Consider the following 16,466-nt stretch of genomic DNA (forward strand, 5'->3'; position numbering starts at 1 on the left):
CCACCTGGTGATTCCATAGCCCAATGCAGGCTGCCCGCACAGCCGTTATCGAGGCCAACGGTCGCAGCGGGCCCGCGGGCATGGTTAATGTCCCCGACGGAGAATTTTTGCGGGGCAGCAACAGCAAATTGGCGCAACCCAACGAGAAGCCTGCGCACAAGGCACGCGTGCACGGGTTCTGGATGGACAAGCAACACGTGACGAATTCGCAATTCCGCAGCCGCTAATTAGCCACCCCCGCTCTACGGGACTTCGCATTATGCGCCACCCACTCTCTCACATCGCCTGCTCGCCGGAGTCGGCACCGCATTGCCGTTTGCCGCCCTTCCGATTGCCTGCATGGCGGAGGCGACGGACGGGGCGTGTCCACACAACATCGGCCGCGTGGCAGCAAAACTCATGACGTTGTCATCGATCTACGCCCAAGCAATCTGAACATCAGACGGTGCAGCGAGCCAGACAGGGCGTATTCCGGGCCGAAGCAGAAAAACCGCCACAGAATCTTCTACTCTTAGAATAATGCGTGGTCATCTCCTTGCCCCAGGAAAATTTGGTTGGGAGCACGCAAGACAGAGACGCACCCGACGTCCTCAGCACGCCCAATAACAGGAGACGAACCGTGGCAAAGGCAAAAAACAAGAAGCGCAATCGCGCAACAGAGGGGCAGACTTCCGCGTCGACTTATCTAAACCCAGATGAGCGCGCGGCCAAGGGGCGGGCCTTACGGGACAGCGTTCCGCGCTCTTCGCAATCTGGATGGGAACCACCGGACAACCGCCGGGACCCGGTGGAACTACTCGAGGAATCGAACTCGGGCCGCATCCTGGAACTGGTGCCCATTCGATTTGGCCGCATGGCGGCGTCGCCTTTTGCGTTCTATCGAGGCGCGGCAGCCATCATGGCGGCCGACCTGGCAACGACGCCGTCCAGTGGGATTCGCGTCCAGAGTTGCGGCGATGCACACCTGATGAACTTCGGTGGGTTCGCCACACCAGAACGCAATATCATCTTCGACATCAACGATCTCGACGAAACGCTGCCAGCCCCGTTTGAGTGGGACCTGAAGCGACTGACGGCCAGCATCGTGATCGCGGCCGATCATTTGGCGCTCCCCAGGAGCGATGCGGCGCGCGTGGCGACGGACTGCGTGTGCGAGTACCGGGAGCGAGTGCACAACTACGCGGGGATGCGCGCGCTAGATGTCTGGTACGACCGTATTGATCTACAAAAATACGAGGATCGTACCGGAGATCCCAAGGTCGTCGAGGCGACGCGCAAGCGACTGGCTGAACGCATCGAAGCGGAACGCCGCAAGTCGACGCCCGACCATCTCTACCCGAAGTTTGTTGCGGAGGAAGGCCTGCATCCGAGAATTAAGGACGAACCACCGCTGATCTTCCATCCGACTGCGGATCTGGTGGCCGGCCAGCCAGCGGATTACGAAGACGCGATCGCGCGGTACCGTGAAAGCTTGCCGGACCACACCCGGGTACTGTTCGACCGCTTCCATTTCTTTGATATGGCCATCAAGGTGGTCGGTGTCGGCAGTGTCGGCACGATGTGCGCAGTGTGTCTGTTTATGGCAGCGGACGACGACCCGTTGTTCCTGCAAGTGAAGGAAGCCCGGGCGTCGGTGCTGGAACCCTATGCTGGCAAGAGCGTGTACGACAACCACGGCCAGCGGGTCATCGTGGGGCAGCGGCTAATGCAGGCCGCCAGCGATGTCTTCCTCGGCTGGACGCTTGGCAATTTTGGTCGCCACTTCTACATCCGCCAATTGCGTGATATGAAATTGTCCGCCCTCATCGAGGATTGGGATAGCGGCACGCTCAGACAATACGGCCGAATGTGCGCGCACGCCCTCGCTCGTGCGCATGCTAGGTCGGGTGACGCCTCAATGATGGCAGGCTACATGGGCTCCGGCCGCACGTTCGACGACGCGATATGCGAGTTCGCCACCGAATACGCATCCCAAAACCGAAGCGATTATCGGGCTTATCTCGCGGCGATTCGGGAAGGTCGAATCCAAGCCACGATTGAGGAAATCTAGAAGTACCCCCGCCGCACCGGCGATCGAGGCGCTTCGTCTGCGAGCGAAGTGCCTCGCACTGCAGCTTCCCGCGGCAAATGCAAGCGTCTTCCTAGGATCAACCCGGGCGACACAAATTGCCTTAGATCACCATCTCCAGAAAATTCACTTCCCAGGCATGGCAGAAGACGCAAGGATTCCGGCGATGAGCGTTCTGAATTGCCACCCACGTCAGTTAACCTGCGAACACGAAGGTACTCGCAGCTAGCAGCGGCTCGGGGTGGCCCGATCGTGTGATCAGCGAGGGGCATCTATCCACATCGCATTGCTTTGACATTCGAGGAGTTTGCCGTGGCGCGTACTGTTGTCCTTAGTTTTCTCGCAATCTCCCTGGCGGCATGCAGTAGTGCGCCGCCCGTTGCCACCCCAGCGCCGACGCCTGTGCCTGCGCAGTCAAGTGCCCCGCCGCCGCCCGACAAACCCGCGGCCGCCGCGAATGCGGTGGATCCCGCAGCGGTGCAGGCGTTGCGGGATATGGGAAATTATCTCCAGACGCTCAAGCAATACGAGGTCATCGTGGATCTGTATGGCGAACGGGTGCTTGCCGATGGGCAAAAGCTGCTGCACACCGCCACGGCAAAAGTCGACGTGCAACGGCCGAACAAGCTGCGGGCGGAAATGCGCAGCGTGCGCTCCGCGCGCGACTTGATGTACGACGGCAAGACCGCAGTGCTCTACATGCCGGAACAGAAATACTATTCCACGGCACCGTTCTCCCAAGACCTGGGTAGTCTGGTGGATCACTTGAGAGAACGGTTCGGCGTAGAAATCCCCGTGGCGGACCTGTTCCTCTGGGGCACGCCGAAGGCGCCACTTGACAACATGACGTCTGCGATGAACGCAGGCCAGTCGATCGTCGACAACACGCTGTGCGACCACTACGCGTTTCGGCAAGGTGACATCGATTGGCAAATCTGGATCGCTAGTGGACCCAGACCGTTACCACGTAGGCTGGTCATCACCAATCGCGCAGATGACGCACGTCCGCAATCCGTTTCGTCTATCCGCTGGAACCTCAACCCCCGGTTCAGCGCAACGACGTTCACGTTCACGCCGCCCCCTGGTGCGAAGGCTGCAGAGTTCGTGCCACTGAAGAACAGGTAACAGGAGGCCACCATGAGATACGCCAAGAAAAGGGGCACCATCCTGCGGACGGCCATCGCCGTCCTGATGGTCATGACCTACGTCTCACCCTTGCACGCACGCCCCGGTGGTGGTGGTGGCGGACATGGGGGAGGTGGACATGCCGGCGGCGGCAATCGCGCCGCGGCGCACGCGGGCGGTGGTGGCGGAATGCATGGCGGCGCTGGCGCCAGCCGGCAGGTCGACAACCGACATGCCGATGCGCGAACCAATAACGTGCGCAACACCAGCGTGAATAGCGTCCATGCTAACCGCAATGTCAACGTCAATTCGAACCGAAATGTGAACGTCAATGTGGAAGGCGGGGGCTGCTGCCACGGTGGCTGGGACAACGACTACCACCCGGTAGCCACGGCGGCGGCGGTAACGGCAACTGTGGCGGTCACGTCCGCGGTGGTGGGCTCGATGGTGCGATCTGTGCCACCCAACTGCGCGCCGATCAACTATGGCGGCATGGTGTACCAACAGTGCGGCGGGACGTGGTACCAGCCGCAAGGTTCGCAATACGTGGTTGTCAATCCGCCGTATTGACGCGAAGGTCATGCCCCCTGGACACTTCACCCCGAAGTTCCGGGCGCCGAAGGCAACGCTCGCCTTTGCAAGGGCGCCGGCCAAGCGCCATCTCGACGTTCCTTCTTAAGCGTAGCCGCCGTTTTAGTGCATCGGCCCCTTCAGTCCAAACTAGTGCAGCCCCATGCCCGACGACGCCAAGCGACGCCCGGAGACCGTTTCAGTATGTCTATCAGGACTGCGGCTGCAAAATTGCGCCGATCGCCGACAAGGACAGCGTAGACACGTGGATCCGCATGGGACGTGCGCCTTCACAACCCGGCGTCTGGGACAGACACCCGTCACTATTCGCGCACCGGGTCAAAAAAACGGCCCAACGCCGGGGAGAAGTCGGGCCGTACAGCTCTCAAGGCGCGGAAGGGACGGTCCCCCGCCGGAAAAGCTTAGGCAACGGCCTTCTGGCGCGATAGCGACCAGAAGGCGGAGCCACCCCCTCCTCACCTCCACCTCCCGGATGTGTCGAAACTGCCGCCGCGCGGACGATCGTGCCCTATGATTGAAGCGAGCTGCCGCCCCGGTGGCGAGCTTTTAGGGCGACCCGCCACCCCCCTGGGAGGGTGGCGGGCCTTTTTCCGTCCCTGCGGGCCGGCACGTCTCCGGCCCCGCCCCCCTGGCCATGGACATCCTTCTGCTGCGCTGCGGCAACCGCGCGCTGATCCTTCCCCGCAACCAGAATCCGGCCGACTGTCCCCTTCTGGTACGGCTCTGGCTCGGCACGCCCTACTCGGTAGATCACACGGAAATTAGCGCCGACATGCCCCTGCCGGGCATCAGCCCACGGCTCGTCCTGGTAGAACTCCTGGAGACCGGCTACTGCGCTCTGGACGTGAATGGGGGCATGCGGACCTTCGTGGGGCGGGAGGCAGTGGCAGGCGATACCGCAGAGGGCGAGGACGGCAGTCCTACGGATTTGCTACGCCGCAAAGGGGCATCGCCCGGAAAGCCTCGGGTTTAAGTTAAAGTGCCGCTTACCTCTCACTAGTCCGTCAGTGGACGCATTCACTGCCCGCCCGTTGGAGATCTGATTCAGCGCCTTGAATCGGTACCGCGAGGCCGGCATTGAGTCATTCCGCATCGTGCATTCGCAATTGCTCGTATAGCGCGTCCCGCTGAGCGGAATAGAGTCGCTTGAGCCCTCGGGCGCGCCGAATGTTGCGGCACCTCCCGATAAGCTTCTTCAATAACGATCCCGAGAAAACTTTCCCGCCGTTGCACCTGCTGGTTCAATCTGAACGCTCTGCGCTCCCATCGCTCCGCTCCTAGGGGGCCTCATGGCGCCATCCGATGCGAGCCAGCAGCAAAAAACGATTGGCACAAACGCCACTATCTCAAGAGCCACCGAACCAGTTGTAGCCTTGGTCCACCCAATAGCCGCCTGGGAATGTGTTTGTCACGAACAGTTCCATGATGTGCTTGGGATTTTTGTAGCCAAGCTTGGTAGGCATCCGCAGCTTCATCGGGTAGCCGTACTTCGGCGGCAGGCGCTCGCCGTCGTATGTGAAGGTTAGCAAAGTCTGCGGGTGCAGCGCCGTGGCCATGTCGATGCTCTCGTAGTAGTCGTCGGCACACCGGAACCCCACATACTTTGCAGTGGTATCGGCGCCGATGCGCTGCAGGAAACCGGCAAACGGCGTGCCGCCCCACCGTCCGATCGCGCTCCAGCCTTCCACGCAGATATGGCGCGTGATCTGCTCGGCCTTGGGCAGCGCGTAAAGCTCGTCCAGGGTCCAGCTTTTCTTTTGCCGCACCAGCCCGCCCACCTCGAGCCGAAAGTCATCGCCGTTCACCACGGTGACTTCATCGATGCCGTAGAAGGCATTGAATGGGAATGGCCGCGTGATGTCGGCTTCGGTATAGGTTGGCGCGAGCCGGTTCGGGTCGAAGAGCCACGCCTGTACGCGGTCGTTCATGCGTGACACCCGTGAGAGAAATGCCTCGACCGATTTGTCGTCGGTCAGACTGCAGCCGGTCAGCATGGCGAGGCCGCCCAGTGTGAGGATGCGCTTGCCGAACAGACGCCGCGACGGTAGATCCAACTCGCGCCGCACATCGATGGCCAATGACTCACGATCAACAGCCATCGGTCTGGAGGATTCTGGATTCACGATTTATGCTCCAGGTTGGATCAGCGTCCGCGGATCATTGTCAGCAGGCTGCGCGGCACCAGCGCCACCATCAACACGTGCAGCACGACAAAGGCGGCGAGCAGGCACATTGCGCAGAAATGAACCACGCGCGCGGAGTCGTAGCCGCCCATCATCTCGCGCAGCAATGGAAACTGGACGGGTTTCCAGATGGCGATACCCGACAGCACCAGCACGAGCAGCACCACCATGACCAGTAGATAGGCAAGCTTCTGCACAGCGTTGTAGTGGCTGAGGTCGGCGTGGGACAGGTGGCCGCGCAGCGCGGCGATAAGGTCAGCCAGCACGGCGCGCGGCCTCAGCGGAAAGAATTTCCGCGCAAACCGGCCCGTGGCCAGATTCATCGCCAGATAGAAGATCCCGTTGAAAAACAACAGCCACATCGCGGCGAAGTGCCATTGCAGTGCGCCACCCAGCCAGCCGCCTAGCGTGATATCGCCTGGAAATCGGAATGGCGGGAACACTGGCGAGGCGTTGTAGATGCGCCAGCCAGACAGCATCATCACCAGAGCCGCCAGCGCATTGAGCCAGTGTGAGATGCGCACCCAGCCCGGCTGGATCTTGGCTGGGGCAACGCGAGCGTCGACAGCGTCGTGCGAGCGTCCCATTTCGCCCTCCTTCGGAAAGCCAGGCACCGTTGGCGGTCAGACGCCACCGGTACCCGGCCGAGTTTGCCCAGTCCAGCGTTACTTGCTCATGCCACCGGACATGGCATCGCCTTCCTTGCCCATCTTGTCGTGCGGCTTCGACTTGCCCATCTTGTCCTTGGACATGCCGTCCTTGGACATGTTGTCCTTCGCCATACCATCCTTGGACATGGCGTCCTTGGCCATCGCATCCTTCGACATGGCGTCCTTCGACATCGAATCTTTGGACATCGTGTCCTTGGCCATCGATCCACCGGTCTGGGCAAATACGGCGGTACCACCCATCAGGAACATTGTGGCAACCACGGCGACTACGGTCTTGTTCATCTCGATTCCTCTCGTTGCTTTGCGTTGGACCGGGAGCGTCCCGGTTGACGAAACATCGCACCGCGCCGAGACCGGCGGGCACCAGATTCACACCGAATGTGTGCGTCTGATGAGAAATTCGTCGTGCCGGCGTATCCGGTTACAGCGCCCGGAGATTTTCTTCGCAGTCCGATACGCGTTGGCGGCGAAGCGCCTTGCAACACACACCATCGCCGCCTCAGCGTAGAATTCGCGCAAATCAATGTGGCCCGATGTAACCAACGCGATCGATGGAACGAACTGTCGAACAGGATGTGCTGAAAAGGCGGGAGTCTCGCCTGCACGATCTGTTTACCGGCGGGCTGGCGGGCGACCAGGTCGCGTATGCACAATGCCTGACCGAACTGGCCGTGATGCTGCGCGGCTATTTCCGCAACCGGCTCCCACAGCAGGTGGGTGACGTCGAGGACTTGACTCAGGAGGTGCTACTGGCTGTCCACAATGCGCGCCATACCTACCTGCCTGGGCAACCGCTGACGGCATGGGTACACGCCATCGCCCGGTACAAGCTTGCCGATCATTTTCGTGCACATGGGCGACACGATGCGCTGAACGACTCGCTGGATGCCGCACAGGATGTCTCGGCAGCTTCCGACCTGGAGCCGGCGCAAGCAAAGCGCGACCTGAACCTGCTGCTTGACCAACTGCCGGATCGCCAGCGCCTGCCGATCGTGTACGTCAAGCTGGAAGGGCTATCGGTCAGCGAGGCCGCGCAGATGATTGGGATGACCGAGTCGGCAGTCAAGGTGGGCGTACATCGCGGCCTGAAAGCGCTCGCAGCAAAAATTCGAGGAACGCGATGAAAACGGACGACCTGATTTCCATGCTTGCCACCGGCGTCACGCCAGTCGACCAACACGTAGTCAGCCGCCGGTTTGCCATCGCGATCGCCGCAGGCGCGGCGGTGGCAATCCTGCTGATGGCCAGCACGCTGCATTTCCGCGCCGACCTGGCCGACGTCGCCGTCACCCCGCTGTTCTGGGCGAAAGTGGCGTTGCCCCTGTCGTTGCTGCTTGGCGCATTGTGGATGGTGACCCGACTGGCACGTCCCGGCATGGACACCCGTGCCTGCTGGCCGGGCATTTCAGTGCCGTTCGCTGCCGTCTGGCTTGGCGCGGCCTATGTGCTGGCCGGCACTCCAACTGGCGAACGCGCGGCGGCGATACTGGGGCAAACTTGGAACGTTTGCCCGTTCGCCATTGCGATGTTGTCCGTGCCCGCCTTCATCGCAGTCTTCTGGGCACTGCGCGGACTGGCGCCGACACGCTTGCGACTGGCAGGCGCCGTCGGTGGCCTGCTGTCCGGCGCCGTAGCTACGCTTGCGTACTGCCTGCACTGCCCGGAGATGGGCGTGGCCTTCTGGGGCGTGTGGTACGTACTTGGCATGCTGGTGCCCACTGTCATCGGTGCGATGCTCGGTCACCGACTGCTTCAGTGGTAATTGAACACGCCTATGGAGACGCCCCTTCGGGCTTCGGGCCTCGCTCTGCGCAGGCACCGTTCGCTAATCCACTCGCGAATCCGGCGCGCCGCCGTCGAGGCTCGTGATCTCCGCGATACGGCCGGCCGAGGCCGAAATCCAGTCCTCCGTCCGCACTAAGCGCCCAGCTTCGCCTGCCGTACACACAACATGCCGCACCGCAGCATGTTGTGTATCGACGTGGCCGTCTACTCCACGTCCCAGGTTTTGGCGCTCGACTCTCTCGCTTAGAGATACTGCCGCTGTCGATTTCGAACACTGTCAATGATCGACGGTATGTGATCTCGACGCTGCAGGCGACAGGCCGATGGGAAAATTAAGTCGAGTCCGTACTTTCACCGGGTCAGCAACGGTTCTTGGCCAATCTATCGGCGACTCCCGCCAGGCTAAGGGAATTTCCGCAACCCAGACACACAAAACTATAACCAAGTTTCTTTTAGGGAACTACTATTCACTCGTAGTGCTGTATCGGGGATAGGCAGGCAGCGATTTGACCCCCCTAATCCAAACCAAAAGGATATTAACAATGGAACACGGTCTCATTGCCTGGATTATTATTGGTGCAGTTGCCGGATGGCTGGCAGGCGTGCTGGTGAAGGGTGGCGGCTTCGGTCTGTTAGTGGACATCATCGTTGGCATCATCGGCGCCTTCATCGGAGGATGGCTGGCTGGCGTGCTTGGAATTTCGCTTGGCGGCGGCTGGATTGGATCTATCATTACAGCCGTCATTGGTGCTGTCATTCTGCTTTTCGTCGTTCGACTGATCAAACGCGGATAGGGGCAATCCCGGTCGACCATTGAGGAATTCAGCCGCCGCGGCTCGTCCGAACTCACCCGAATTCGTGGCGCCCCCATTCTCGGCGCCTGGCAATCATTTGGGATAGCGGTCCGACTGACCACGATATGGGCAGCACGTAGGGCGTTCGGGCTCGGTCTATCGGCGATTGACCCACGATGGGACCGCCCTCCGACCGTCCGCCGCTTCCCAACAGCGAACGCTATAGATTTCTGCCACGGTGCAGGGCAGAACATCGCCGCGTATCGAAAGCGCGTGAGGCCTTTTTGGCACACTTCGTCGAGCGTGCCGGCGCGCGTCACCTTTCGTTGCTGTGTGTTTGCCTAATCCAAAATTCGTCTCGAGGCCGTGACAACTGGGCTGTTTCCGACCTCTCATCGGTCGGCTTGGCAGGCGCCTTGTGACCCTCTGCCGCAATCCACTTCCGCGATGCGCCAACTCTGCTCTATGTGGCATCTCTCCTGCCTCTAGCTGGATCTGTCTAATCGTTGAGCAACGCCGCCAACCTGCAGCCAGCAACGGCCCGCGCGAGTTTTCCACAGATTTATCACCAGTCATTGGGGGCAACTCCATCGACGTACAACGGTTGCGCGTACGTGCTCTTGGCTCGCGCCCTCAAGCCAAGAGCAGGTTGCGATACAACAGCATTTCCGGCAATTCAACTGGGCTCTACCCTTCAAGGCGATCGCGTTTTCTAGTTGTTCAGTCTGCTTCTGCCATACAAGGCGGAGATGGCCCCCGCCCTTTTGCCACCATCCGCGGACCGATTCCTATATCGCGCTGCCAACCCAAGCCTATATTTGACTGGTGCCAGTCGTACTGCACGACGCACCGCGAGGAATTCGCAAATAGGAGGACAAAATGAACGACATCCAATCCAACTTTTCCATGCACAAGGACACATTGGCACGCGACGTCGATGCGCTCGTAGCTGACGTGCAGGCGCTTCTCAAAGACGTGAAAGCCGAAACCGGTGTAGGGACAGGTCTCGGGCGCCATGCACTAAAGGCCCGGCGGCGCGCGCTGCAGGATCGTCTTGTTTCGCTGCGCGAAGAGAGTCACGCCAGAGCTACGGCGTGGGCGAGAACTACCGATCGCTACGTCCATGAGCATCCGTGGCAGAGCATGGGAACTGTGGCCGCCATCGCCGCAACCACAGGCGCCATTGTCGCGTTGGCAGCCAGCCACCGTTAAGCATGCGTCACCTCGGCGCCAGCAAGCCAACGCCGCGTGATAGTCGCGCATAAGCCACGGGATATCTGCGATGCCGCCAATACTCGTCTTCCAAAGACTCGGCCGAACCTGCTATGCCGTGACTGCCCCGGGCAGCGTGCCATTGACCCAGCGCACACTCGCGGCGGCGTCTACTGGTTAAATCCAAGCGCCCACGATAGGAGAGGCCATCGCGATGACAGCGTTCTAGAGCCTACATAGCGCGACAGTCAAGAGGAGGCATCGATGCCAGGGAGGGATAAGCCCGCCGTGTACATGCTGTGGGGCCGGTGGCTGCTGCCTTGCCTTATCACGCTCGCAGACGCTTGCATGGCCCAGGAACTCGAGCCGCGCGCCTATTCGGCAGCGCCGGTTGGCACGCATTTCCTGCTCGCGACTTATGCAAGGCTGGGCGGCGATGTACTGACCGACCCTTCCCTGCCCATTACAGACGTCAAAGCGAAGATCGACATCTTTGCTTTGGGCTATCTGCAGGTCTTCGACTTGCTTGGCAGGACGGCTTCCGTTGGCGTTGTACTGCCCTATTCGCGCGCCAATGTCGCAGGAAACGTGTTTGACGCGCCAAACAGCGTCTATCGTGCCGGGGTCGGCGATGCCTATCTACGTTTCGCGGTCAACCTTCTGGGGGGTGCCGCAAGGACACCCGCCGAATTTGCGAGGCATCCGCCGGTCCCTGCCCTGGGAACGAGCCTGACAGTAGTCACGCCGAGCGGGCAGTATCATGCGGACAGACTCATCAACATCGGCGCAAACCGTTGGGCATTCAAGCCAGAAGTCGGGGTTTCGGCGCCGTTTGGCAACTGGTTCGCCGAAGGTTCTTTTGGTGTGTGGTTCTTTACCGCCAACAACGAATTCCTCGGTAGTAAGCAACGGCAGCAGAGCCCGCTGGCGGTCGCACAACTGCATGGCGGATACCAATTCCGCCCAGGTCTGTGGCTCGCCGCCGATGCGGGCCTGTATAGCGGAGGCAGTACGACCGTGGACGGCGTGCGCAACGACGATCGTCGCACCAATACGCGGTATGGATTGACGCTATCTGTGCCCTTCGCAGCGAATTGGTCGGGCAAGATCAGTGCGTCCAAGGGTTGGATCACCCGTGCCGGCGGTGACTACAAGGCGATCTCGCTGACCGTGCAATATCGCTGGGTTGAGTAACGGTTCTGCATTCGCAGCGTCATGTCGAACATGATCGCCTCAAGGGCGAAAGGCACCGAAACATCTCGTGTACGAGCGATAGCGGAGAGCCATTTGATCGACCTTCGTTACCTGAGGTGGAGCTGACGGTGAGCGTATTTCTTCGAAAAAAGTGAGGCTTGCAGAGGCGACGATATGCCAGGACGAGCGATACCGAGTTAGAGCGATATAGAAGAATCGATGAGGTTCCGAAGAATCGATGAGGTTCCGCTAACAGGAAGTTCTCCGCGTCCCCGGTTGTGGGACGAACCCACGCAAGTTGCGATCAGCGAATGTCATCAGAAAGCTGGGCGCGAGGGACCCCCATAAGCGGCCATTGGGCTGGCGCATCCAGTTTGGCTATCATCGTGCCTCAATCACGAGACTAAATCATCTTTTTCATTGACGGTGCGGGATGCAGTGCATAGTCTCGGCTCTCATAGAACGAAACGGCTTCTGGTCTCGCATCGAGAAATATGGCATTCATGTCGCGTTCACGGGCGTCGGCTTCGGCATAGTCCATCAAGGCATGCCCTACGCCGCCTCCTCGTGCTTCCGCTAACACCACGAGATCGTCAACGTGCAGATATGCCCCGCGCGCCAACGTGTGGACTGGCCGCATTCCCATAACGCCAATAATTTCGCCGTCTCTGAACGCTCCAACTAACTCGTACCCGCAATACGATTGCCGGCAGGTTCGCCTGAAAAACTCAGCCTCATCGAGCGCACGCAACTGAGAGATAACAGGGAAGGCTTGCGGCCATTCGGCTGGCGAAAGCCGTCGAACGGTTATAGCGGCGCGGGGACTCGCATTCATGGATCAGTTGAGATTGAGTGGACTCGCAATTCTCGCACATAACCGAACATTTCCGATCCCGTCAAATTTCTATTCTTGAGCGGGGCGAGAGGCCGCCATAGGTTGGTCGGATCCTGCCTCTCACTCCGAAGTCATCCGTCAGAAGCGCAAATCTATGAATAGAGGGTTTCACCACGGTTCAGCATGTTGATGAATTCCGCGATTTTACGCGCCCTTTTTTCTGGCTTTTTGGCATTCTGTACGCGAAACAGGATGGCATAGCGGTTACGGCTGTTCGGTGTTGCAAAAAACTGCTTGGCTCCCGGATTTTCGTCCAAAGCCACCTGTAGGTCGGCACTATCGAGTGGCCAGTTATGAAGGCTCTGTGATGGAGCTATGCGAAGTCGAGCACTTCTGCCACAGGGCGGCGCGGCTTCTGTGGCCAATTTTGAGGCAACGCTGACCCCACGGACAACAGCATGACCGGTACTTCATCATCGGCCAGGCCGAACTCACGTGCCAACGCGTCGGCGTCAAAACCAATCATCGGCGACGAACCCAGGCCCTGCGCATGGGCCGCATATATCAATGCCGTTGCGCCGATAGCCCCGGTGCGTACCGCCTCGTCGCGCTGGCGTTGCGGATGCTCGAAATACAGGCCGCGCGCGGCGTCTTCGAATCCCGTGGCGACCTTCGCCGGCATGATGCCCGCCTCCACAGCTGGTGCCAAGCGCTCCGGCAGTACGCTATGGTCGGCCAACTGACCGCAGATGATGAACGTGACGGCCGCATCGGTGATCTTGGGCTGGTCCCAGCCAACTGCCCGCAGCCGCGCCTTGGCTTCAGGTGTACGCACTGCGATGAAGCGCCAGTTCTGCAAGTTGAAGGATGTCGGTGCGGTGGTGGCGATTCGTACCAGTTCGCGGATTTGGTCGTCGCCTAAGACGAAGGCAGGGTCGTACAAACTGATGGTACGACGACTCACAAGGGATTCGATGATAGCGTTGGCATTGGCCATGGTGATTCCTATGGTCGAAGAGGGTGGATGAGGCGCAAGAGAGGTGGTCTTTTTGCGATCGCAGTGGTACGACGCAGAACAAATCGTATGAAATGCGCTGGTCTGGCGGTAGGCCCGGGAAGGGGCTCACAGCGTTGTTCTGGCGGCACCAATCACATTGCACCGGGTGCCGATTACCGACCTGCCGCCTGAGGTTGGCCAACGGAACTCTTTGGGGTTGCGCCACACTACGCACTGCGCCCACTGTCAGCCATGAAGTGAGCCGGCCCGCGGGGGCGCCGGCGTGACGACCCACGGAACGAGACGACTTGCCTGTCTGAGCGCTTTCCTGCCCGGCCGGATTTATGTGCGATCAGGCGCTTGCCGGCCACGCGACAAACGGACTCCTATCCCTCCTCAGCTGCTGAGACACCCTCGCGCGTCGCGCGTTATTCCTCTTTCGCGAGCCATTGCCCTTTGGGGTTCATTGAAGATGGGCAGCCACTAGTGGCCGCCCGTCGCACATCCTCTTTACCTGCCGGCGGGGGTCACAGTTGTGTACCGTTCCGGCGGCTAGCTGTGACTGACGACGCGCCCCTACTGCAGGCGCCTGCCCGCTGCGACGACGTGCTGGTCATTTCGGCCAAAAGGATGTGCGAGCTGGCTCGCGACTTCCGGATTGACCTCTACATCGTAGCAACCATCTGCCAGACGATGCCACGCGAATACCAGACCAAGCCGTGTCAGGCAGTGTGGTCTCGCGAACATTGGGCCCGGGCCCAAGCCAAATGATGCCGGTCGCTGCGATATAGAATTTGCATTCACCGTTTACGTGAATCTCCAAATGACTGAAGCGCGAGAGTCGGATGAAGCGATGGAGCACGTCCACGCCCTCTATGCAGCGCTAGCCTTGTTGCTCAGTGCAGGCCCCACTGACGACGTGCGCAGGATCGCCCAGGAGGCCCTGGACGAAGCGGCCGAATTTCTCGAGAACCGGCCTTTTCCTTCGCCGTAGTCCCCGCCCCCCCTTCAACCCATCCACTGGCCGTCCGACCTCTCGGGCGACCGCGCGACAGCAGCGGCCGTTGCGGCATCATTTCGCCGCAGGTGCGCCTGCAATGCAGCAACGGCAACCCCTGTAAGAAATGCAGCGATGCCGATCAAAATCGACATGACGGGGCTCGCAATTCTTCGAGAAATGGTGCCCATGCATCGCCTCCCATCTGCTGCAGATCACAGCAATAGATGGAGCAAGCATCGCGCCCGGCGGCTCGGCCACGCGGCCCCTCCGGCGCGCCTGTTCTGCCGTGCCGACGCGGCATTGTCCTATAGTCGCGTACCAGGCAGCGGGCTAGGGTGAAAGTGTGTTCCTTCGCGCAAGAAACCGAGGTCGCCATGAACCAGGCACAACTCGACGCGCACTACGAGATAGGCCTGCAACACGCCGCCTCGTGCCGCGCCCATATCCGAATCCAGATCGCGCTGATACGGCAGCTACAGACAAAGGCCTATGACTCGTCCACGGCCGCAGCCCAGTTGTCCGTACTGCTGGGCAACTTGTCGGCGCACCGCGAGCACCTCGCGCTTATCAGGCGGTTGCGTAGCGTCCAGCTCCGGTTTCCAGATGAAGATTGCCTCTGATCCGCACGATTCAGCCAGAATGCGCCACTCGCCTGTCGCCGCATGCGCGACATTTCGCCTGCCGCATGGGCAGAGCCCGCGCTCTGCAGTGAAAATCACCGCCTCAGGAGACTTTCGATGACAACGGGCACCCGGCTTATGATCCATGGCCCCCTCAACGGACGCTGGTTCGTCACCGTCGTGCATATAGATGGCACGACGGGGGCGTCCCAGCCGTTCAATTCGGCAGAGGAGGCGCGGACCTTTGACGCCATCGCACCCCGGAATGCCGCTCAGTGAATCCAAGGGACTAGCATTGGGCGTGCGCCGCAAGCCAGCCCGTTTCTGGGTCGCGCCGTTTCCCGAACATCGCTAGTGCATGGGTTGCCCGATGGCCACAGGGGATTTTTCAGGTCGCCCCCATTGGTGACAAAGACGGCCCGACGCCGTGGGCGTCGGGCCGTCAAGCTCGATTGTGGTAGGCCGCGGGCCGAGTTTGGGGGCCTCACCGGCGAAGCCGCTGAATTTGGGGGCGGACCCACCGTTGCGTAAATCTCAAGCCCCTTTCGCTGCACTCTTGGTCCCCTATCCTGCACCCCTTTCTCGCCTGTTTCCAGATTACCCGGCACAAGTTCGCCGCTGCCAAAGTCGCGGACGGCGGACCGCCCCATAGATAATTTGTTGCATCGCAGCATGATTGGACCTATGCTGGACCTCCGCTTCACAGAGGTGCTTATTACATCGGCGCCCCCTTCCGTAGAGCGGCATCCGGGCACATTTGCGAGTTCCTGCCCTGATGCAACTCCATGCACGCTCACGCCTAGGATTTCCCGATATGCGCTCCACCTCTCAAATCGCCCGACATGTTGACGACGCTTCGACGGATTCGGCGAGCCTCCTTTGCGACATGCTCGACCTGTTCCGGGCAACAATATGTGTTGTCAGCCACCGCACCCACCGTATGGCGATGGCAGGCCCAGCGCCCACGGCACGCGATCAGCACGAGTTCAGCCTTATGGGCATTGAAAAAGGGGAAGCGGCAACCGAATCCCTCCTCGCGATGACGTCAGGATGGCTTGCCCTGACCGCCACCCTGGCAAGCGACACGAGCGAGCACCTCTTGGCCACATCTGCTGCGGCTGCGATGCTGGCATCCAGCCGCTCCCCCTCGCAAGCGCTTGAACATCAAGCCGCGCTTTGGACGTTGGCGGCTCAGAATCCTGTCAATGCGCTACAACTCACCAGACTTTCAACCCGGCTGATGCAGGAGATCCTCGCACCGATTCACGGTCGCGCGATGGCTAATGCAAAGCGGCTGGCCATCCAATGAGTGCGAGCAAGGCCGCAGCGCAGCGATGATGATCCACCGCGAAGACTCAAATCCCTGGGGTCGGCACGCCGATTCGTTGATC

General features: G+C 60.5%; 18 protein-coding genes and 1 pseudogene. 12 read left to right on the forward strand and 7 right to left on the reverse strand.

Annotated features, from left to right (window positions below; genetic code table 11):
• The first annotated feature begins 80 nt into the window (after positions 1-80).
• The 5 genes from CYJ10_RS16460 (at position 81) to CYJ10_RS16480 (ending at position 4,757) form a co-directional block, all read left to right on the forward strand.
• The gene (locus CYJ10_RS16460; RefSeq protein ID WP_257993382.1) at positions 81-227 is read left to right on the forward strand and encodes a formylglycine-generating enzyme family protein; all 147 of its coding nucleotides are present in this window, start codon (positions 81-83) and stop codon (positions 225-227) included.
• A 392-nt stretch (positions 228-619) separates the two neighbouring features.
• Positions 620-2,050, forward strand: coding sequence for a DUF2252 domain-containing protein (locus CYJ10_RS16465; RefSeq protein ID WP_101682568.1), 1,431 nt, complete (start codon positions 620-622; stop codon positions 2,048-2,050).
• A gap of 330 nt (positions 2,051-2,380) precedes the next feature.
• Positions 2,381-3,193: a DUF2092 domain-containing protein gene (locus CYJ10_RS16470; protein WP_101682569.1), complete on the forward strand. Its 813-nt coding sequence runs from the start codon at positions 2,381-2,383 to the stop codon at positions 3,191-3,193.
• Positions 3,194-3,205: 12 nt separating this feature from the next.
• Positions 3,206-3,763, forward strand: coding sequence for a hypothetical protein (locus CYJ10_RS16475; protein ID WP_101682570.1), 558 nt, complete (start codon positions 3,206-3,208; stop codon positions 3,761-3,763).
• Positions 3,764-4,418: 655 nt separating this feature from the next.
• Positions 4,419-4,757: a hypothetical protein gene (locus CYJ10_RS16480; protein ID WP_101682571.1), complete on the forward strand. Its 339-nt coding sequence runs from the start codon at positions 4,419-4,421 to the stop codon at positions 4,755-4,757.
• Positions 4,758-5,130: 373 nt separating this feature from the next.
• On the opposite strand, the gene CYJ10_RS16485 is transcribed toward CYJ10_RS16480, so the two are convergent.
• The 3 genes from CYJ10_RS16485 to CYJ10_RS16495 form a co-directional block, all read right to left on the reverse strand.
• Complete coding sequence (locus tag CYJ10_RS16485; protein WP_101682572.1) at positions 5,131-5,883, reverse strand: molybdopterin-dependent oxidoreductase; 753 nt, start codon at positions 5,881-5,883, stop codon at positions 5,131-5,133.
• A gap of 44 nt (positions 5,884-5,927) precedes the next feature.
• Positions 5,928-6,554: a cytochrome b/b6 domain-containing protein gene (locus tag CYJ10_RS16490; RefSeq protein WP_101682573.1), complete on the reverse strand. Its 627-nt coding sequence runs from the start codon at positions 6,552-6,554 to the stop codon at positions 5,928-5,930.
• Positions 6,555-6,632: 78 nt separating this feature from the next.
• A complete protein-coding gene (locus CYJ10_RS16495; RefSeq protein WP_101682574.1) occupies positions 6,633-6,920 on the reverse strand; it encodes a pentapeptide MXKDX repeat protein in 288 nt (95 codons plus the stop codon).
• Positions 6,921-7,189: 269 nt separating this feature from the next.
• Between CYJ10_RS16495 and CYJ10_RS16500 the strand changes: the two genes are divergently transcribed.
• The 5 genes from CYJ10_RS16500 to CYJ10_RS16520 all read left to right on the forward strand — a co-directional run bounded on the left by CYJ10_RS16500 (position 7,190) and on the right by CYJ10_RS16520 (position 11,623).
• Entirely contained in the window at positions 7,190-7,762 is a 573-nt protein-coding gene (locus CYJ10_RS16500) for a sigma-70 family RNA polymerase sigma factor (protein WP_101682575.1), read from the forward strand.
• Positions 7,759-8,400 carry a DUF1109 domain-containing protein gene (locus CYJ10_RS16505; RefSeq protein WP_101682576.1) on the forward strand — a complete coding sequence of 214 codons (642 nt, stop codon included), beginning with the start codon at positions 7,759-7,761 and terminating at the stop codon, positions 8,398-8,400. Before CYJ10_RS16500 ends, CYJ10_RS16505 begins: the two co-directional genes overlap by 4 nt.
• Before the next feature lie 565 nt (positions 8,401-8,965).
• Positions 8,966-9,217, forward strand: coding sequence for a GlsB/YeaQ/YmgE family stress response membrane protein (locus CYJ10_RS16510; RefSeq protein WP_101682577.1), 252 nt, complete (start codon positions 8,966-8,968; stop codon positions 9,215-9,217).
• An 879-nt stretch (positions 9,218-10,096) separates the two neighbouring features.
• A complete protein-coding gene (locus CYJ10_RS16515; protein WP_101682578.1) occupies positions 10,097-10,429 on the forward strand; it encodes a DUF883 family protein in 333 nt (110 codons plus the stop codon).
• Between the two features lie 348 nt (positions 10,430-10,777).
• Positions 10,778-11,623, forward strand: coding sequence for a transporter (locus CYJ10_RS16520; RefSeq protein ID WP_257993367.1), 846 nt, complete (start codon positions 10,778-10,780; stop codon positions 11,621-11,623).
• A gap of 403 nt (positions 11,624-12,026) precedes the next feature.
• Here CYJ10_RS16520 and CYJ10_RS16525 read toward each other — a convergent pair whose 3' ends face one another.
• From CYJ10_RS16525 to CYJ10_RS33780, 4 genes and pseudogenes are all read right to left on the reverse strand, one after another.
• The gene (locus tag CYJ10_RS16525) at positions 12,027-12,458 is read right to left on the reverse strand and encodes a GNAT family N-acetyltransferase (RefSeq protein ID WP_101682580.1); all 432 of its coding nucleotides are present in this window, start codon (positions 12,456-12,458) and stop codon (positions 12,027-12,029) included.
• Between the two features lie 152 nt (positions 12,459-12,610).
• Positions 12,611-12,790: pseudogene (locus CYJ10_RS16530) on the reverse strand (YdeI/OmpD-associated family protein); the annotation flags it as partial.
• Positions 12,791-12,831: 41 nt separating this feature from the next.
• Positions 12,832-13,455, reverse strand: coding sequence for a nitroreductase family protein (locus tag CYJ10_RS16535; protein ID WP_101682581.1), 624 nt, complete (start codon positions 13,453-13,455; stop codon positions 12,832-12,834).
• Positions 13,456-14,463: 1,008 nt separating this feature from the next.
• Entirely contained in the window at positions 14,464-14,643 is a 180-nt protein-coding gene (locus tag CYJ10_RS33780; RefSeq protein ID WP_146002056.1) for a hypothetical protein, read from the reverse strand.
• Between the two features lie 186 nt (positions 14,644-14,829).
• Here CYJ10_RS33780 and CYJ10_RS16545 point away from each other — a divergent pair, with 186 nt between their 5' ends.
• Positions 14,830-15,075, forward strand: a complete 246-nt coding sequence (locus CYJ10_RS16545) for a hypothetical protein (RefSeq protein ID WP_101682583.1) — start codon at positions 14,830-14,832, stop codon at positions 15,073-15,075.
• Between the two features lie 814 nt (positions 15,076-15,889).
• A complete protein-coding gene (locus CYJ10_RS16550) occupies positions 15,890-16,384 on the forward strand; it encodes a polyhydroxyalkanoate granule-associated phasin (RefSeq protein ID WP_257993368.1) in 495 nt (164 codons plus the stop codon).
• Positions 16,385-16,466: the final 82 nt, after the last annotated feature.

It is taken from the genome of Cupriavidus pauculus (assembly GCF_002858765.1).
GTDB lineage: Bacteria > Pseudomonadota > Gammaproteobacteria > Burkholderiales > Burkholderiaceae > Cupriavidus > Cupriavidus pauculus_B.

Bases quoted from the DNA above. Each gene is read 5' to 3' on its own strand.
- CYJ10_RS16460 (WP_257993382.1), top strand. From the start codon at position 81: ATGGTTAATGTCCCCGACGGAGAATTTTTGCGGGGCAGCAACAGCAAA.
- CYJ10_RS16475 (WP_101682570.1), top strand. From the start codon at position 3,206: ATGAGATACGCCAAGAAAAGGGGCACCATCCTGCGGACGGCCATCGCC.
- CYJ10_RS16480 (WP_101682571.1), top strand. From the start codon at position 4,419: ATGGACATCCTTCTGCTGCGCTGCGGCAACCGCGCGCTGATCCTTCCC.
- CYJ10_RS16485 (WP_101682572.1), bottom strand. From the start codon at position 5,883: ATGGCTGTTGATCGTGAGTCATTGGCCATCGATGTGCGGCGCGAGTTG.
- CYJ10_RS16490 (WP_101682573.1), bottom strand. From the start codon at position 6,554: ATGGGACGCTCGCACGACGCTGTCGACGCTCGCGTTGCCCCAGCCAAG.
- CYJ10_RS16495 (WP_101682574.1), bottom strand. From the start codon at position 6,920: ATGAACAAGACCGTAGTCGCCGTGGTTGCCACAATGTTCCTGATGGGT.
- CYJ10_RS16500 (WP_101682575.1), top strand. From the start codon at position 7,190: ATGGAACGAACTGTCGAACAGGATGTGCTGAAAAGGCGGGAGTCTCGC.
- CYJ10_RS16505 (WP_101682576.1), top strand. From the start codon at position 7,759: ATGAAAACGGACGACCTGATTTCCATGCTTGCCACCGGCGTCACGCCA.
- CYJ10_RS16510 (WP_101682577.1), top strand. From the start codon at position 8,966: ATGGAACACGGTCTCATTGCCTGGATTATTATTGGTGCAGTTGCCGGA.
- CYJ10_RS16515 (WP_101682578.1), top strand. From the start codon at position 10,097: ATGAACGACATCCAATCCAACTTTTCCATGCACAAGGACACATTGGCA.
- CYJ10_RS16520 (WP_257993367.1), top strand. From the start codon at position 10,778: ATGGCCCAGGAACTCGAGCCGCGCGCCTATTCGGCAGCGCCGGTTGGC.
- CYJ10_RS16525 (WP_101682580.1), bottom strand. From the start codon at position 12,458: ATGAATGCGAGTCCCCGCGCCGCTATAACCGTTCGACGGCTTTCGCCA.
- CYJ10_RS16535 (WP_101682581.1), bottom strand. From the start codon at position 13,455: ATGGCCAATGCCAACGCTATCATCGAATCCCTTGTGAGTCGTCGTACC.
- CYJ10_RS33780 (WP_146002056.1), bottom strand. From the start codon at position 14,643: ATGGGCACCATTTCTCGAAGAATTGCGAGCCCCGTCATGTCGATTTTG.
- CYJ10_RS16545 (WP_101682583.1), top strand. From the start codon at position 14,830: ATGAACCAGGCACAACTCGACGCGCACTACGAGATAGGCCTGCAACAC.
- CYJ10_RS16550 (WP_257993368.1), top strand. From the start codon at position 15,890: ATGCGCTCCACCTCTCAAATCGCCCGACATGTTGACGACGCTTCGACG.